General features: G+C 77.3%; 1 protein-coding gene and 1 pseudogene. Both read left to right on the top strand.

Annotated elements, in window-relative coordinates:
• Positions 1-1,813, top strand: a 1,813-nt coding sequence (locus NBX02_RS14330) for an SDR family NAD(P)-dependent oxidoreductase (RefSeq protein ID WP_250291726.1), incomplete at its 5' end; no start/stop codon positions are given.
• A 76-nt stretch (positions 1,814-1,889) separates the two neighbouring features.
• Positions 1,890-2,924: pseudogene (locus NBX02_RS14325) on the top strand (beta-ketoacyl synthase); the annotation flags it as partial.

Raw genomic sequence — 2,924 nt, 5'->3', positions numbered from 1 at the left:
CGCGGCCGGCACGGGCGGTGCGGTGCCGTCGGTGCCCACGGTCGGCGCTGGCGACGTGTTCGTGGTGACGGGCGGGGCGCGAGGGGTCACGGCGTCCTGTGTGCGGGCGCTCGGTGAGCACGGCCAGGTGGAGTTCCTGCTGCTCGGGCGCACGGCGCTCACCGCGGAGCCGGACTGGGCCGTGGGCGTGGCCGACGACGGCCTCAAGCGCGCGGCGATCGCCGCCCTGGGGGCCGGTGGCGGCAGGCCGCCGACGCCGCGGCAGGTCGACGCCGTCCTGCGCGACATCCAGGCCCAGCGTGAGATCCGCGCGACGCTCGACGCCCTGGCCGGGAGCGGATCCGTCCCGGCGGCCAGCTACCTGCAGGTGGACGTCGGCGACGCCGCCGCCGTGCAGGACGCGCTCGCGGCGCACCGCGACCGGGTCACGGGCGTGGTGCACGGCGCGGGAACCCTCGCGGACGGGCTCGTGCGCACCAAGACGCCCGACGACGTCCGCCGGGTCTTCACCCCGAAGCTCGCCGGCCTGCGCAACGTCCTGGACGCGCTCGACGGCGCGCCGGTCCGCCACGTCGTCCTGTTCACCTCGGTGGCCGGGCTGTTCGGCAACGCCGGCCAGGCCGACTACGCCGCCGCGAACGAGGCGCTGTGCCGGGTCGCGGCCAGCCTGAAGCGGGAGCGTCCCGAGCGTCACGTCACCGCCATCGACTGGGGCGCCTGGGACGGCGGGATGGTCGCCGCCGATCTGCGGGAGCTCTTCCACGCCCGCGGCGTCGAGCTGCTGGCACCCGAGACGGGCGCGCGGCTGTTCGTGGAGCAGTTCGGCCCCGAGCGCGTCGACGACGTGTGCGTGCTGGTCGGCCAGCGCAAGGCGCTCACCGACGGTAGTGGCCCGCGTCCCGGCCGGGCCTTCACGGCCGGGCGCGAGCTGACCGGCATCGAGGACACCGAGGTGCTCCAGGCGCACCGCATCGACGCCTTCCCCGTCCTGCCCGCCACGTTCGGGCTCGGCTGGCTGGTCAACGTGCTCGAACGCGCCCACCCAGGGCTCCAGGTGATCGAGGCCAGCGGCTTCGAGGTGCACAAGGGGATCGTGTTCGACGGCGCGCACAGCCGCGCGTACCAGGTCGAGGTGCCGCTGGCCGAGGCCCGGGACGGCCGGCTGACGGTGCGGGCCGCCGTCCGCTCCGCGAGCGCCGGCGCCGGCGGCAGCGGCAGCGGCAGCGGCGGCGGAGCTGGCAACAGCCGGCCTGTCTCGCACTATGTCGGCACGTTCGTGCTGGCCGAGGCTCCGCCCGCCGCGCCGGTCGCCCCGCCGGCGGAGGCGGTGGGCAGCGGCCCCGAGGACGGTGTGGAGATCTACACCGGGGGCACCCTGTTCCACGGCCCGGCCCTGCAGGGCATCCGCCGCATCCTGCGGCGCCGGGACGACCGGGTCGTGCTGGAGTGCCGGCTGGCCGACCAGGCCATCGCCGACGGGGCGTTCGCCGGCGCACTGCACAGCCCGGTGCTCGCCGACATCCTGCTGCACGGCCCGTCGGTGCTGGGCCGGTGGCTGACGGGCCTGGCCTGCCTGCCGCTGGCCGTCGAGCGCTGGGAGTACTTCGCCCCGCTGCCGGACGGGGAGCCGTTCGTCGTCGTCCTGGACGACGTCCGGCGGGCCGCGTCCTCCATCACGGTCACGGTGACCGCCAGTGGCCCCGGCGGGCGTGTGCTCCAGCGCCTGCGCGACGTGTCGATGATCGGGACTCCCGACATGGCCGCGAAGTTCGCCGCGGCCGTGCGGTGGTGGCTGCCGGGGGAGGGGGCGTGACCGTACGGCCGCTGACGCACCCCGGCCCCGTCCGTCCCGCACGAGCCGGTTCGACCAGACCGACGGAGGACAGGCGATGACAGCGGAGCAGGTGGCGTCCCAGGTGGTGGACGTCGACGCCCTGGAGATCGACGCCCTGGAGTTCGACGGTGAGCCCTTCGACCCCACCCGGTGGTCGGCTGGCACCGCCCGGGATGGCGGGGCTGGCGCGGCTGGCCCGACCGGCGCACCCGGTCTTTCGCCCGGCCCGGCCGGCGGGGACGCTGGCGGAGGCGGCCCTGCCGGCCCGGCCCAGCCGTCCCCGGAGCCGGCTGCGGTGACTGTGGGTGAGAGCGGTCTCGGCGGCCCGCCCGGGCCTTCGCCGCTGTCGGCCGGCGGGAGCACGGACGGGACCGGCTTCACCCGCCGGCCACCCGTCCCCGGCGGTTCTCCCGTGGTGCCCGTCGGCGAGCGGGAACCGGCCGAGCATGCGGCCTCGATCGCCCGGCAGGTGCGGGCTGTCGTGGTGGCCGCGCACGCCAGCGCCCTGCGCGCCCAGGCGAGCGTGCAGAACCGGGTGCTCGCGGCGCTCGCGGCGTCCGGGCAGCCGGTGAACTCGGCATACCAGGCGGACTCGGCATACCAGGCGGACTCGGCGAGCCCGGCGGACCCGGCGAGCCCGGCGCCCGCTCCGGCGGTGTCCGGCGGCCAGGCGGGCCCGGCCCGGCCAGCCCTGCCCGCTGCCCGGGAGAGTGTTCTCCCGCGGGGCGCGCAGGGGGGTCCCCACCAGGATGACGCGGCCTCGGCCCCGGCCCCGGCTCCGGTCGCCGCCGAGGTGTTCGAGGTGGCCGGCGGGCGGCCGAGCGTGTTGTCGCGGCCGTCCGTGGCACCCGCGCCCATCCGGGTGTCCGCGGAGGCGGCGTTCAAACCGCTCGCGCGCAGCGACCGGCGCCGGCTGGACGCCGACGATCTCGCCCGTCTCACCGAGGGGGCGATTGCGAGCGTGTTCGGTGCCGCCTACGACCAGGACGGCGCCAACCCGGCGGTCCGCCTGGCGCTGCCGCGGACCGGGGCCCCCGGGCCGCTGCTGAGCTGGGTGGACGGCCTGGACGTGCGCGGCGGCGCCTGGGGC

The organism is Protofrankia sp. CiP1_Cm_nod1, from assembly GCF_920888515.1.
Classification (GTDB): domain Bacteria; phylum Actinomycetota; class Actinomycetes; order Frankiales; family Frankiaceae; genus Protofrankia.
Note: the sequence above shows the minus strand (reverse complement) of the source record. Positions and strands in the feature narration are given on the sequence as shown.